The organism is Vibrio sp. SG41-7 (assembly GCF_014164465.1).
GTDB classification, from domain to species: domain Bacteria; phylum Pseudomonadota; class Gammaproteobacteria; order Enterobacterales; family Vibrionaceae; genus Vibrio; species Vibrio splendidus.
Genome location: NZ_JACJFF010000471.1, coordinates 1 through 224, shown reverse-complemented (window position 1 = coordinate 224; position 224 = coordinate 1). Strand labels below are relative to the sequence as shown.

The 224-nt window shown below is 41.5% G+C and carries 1 rRNA gene; it reads left to right on the top strand.

Features of this window, described 5'->3' with window-relative positions:
* A 16S ribosomal RNA gene (locus H5300_RS27625) occupies positions 1 to 87 on the top strand; the annotation flags it as partial.
* Between the last annotated feature and the right edge of the window lie 137 nt (positions 88 to 224).

Genomic DNA, 224 nt, shown 5'->3' with positions numbered 1-224 from the left:
AGGACGCTCACCACTTTGTGGTTCATGACTGGGGTGAAGTCGTAACAAGGTAGCCCTAGGGGAACCTGGGGCTGGATCACCTCCTTATACGAAGATAGTCACGATGAGTGTCCACACAGATTGATGGTTTAGATTTAGTTAAAGCCAGAGCTTTAATTAATAACGTAAGTTATTGATTAAAGCTTTTTGCTTTATGCTCTTTAACAATTTGGAAAGCTGACTGA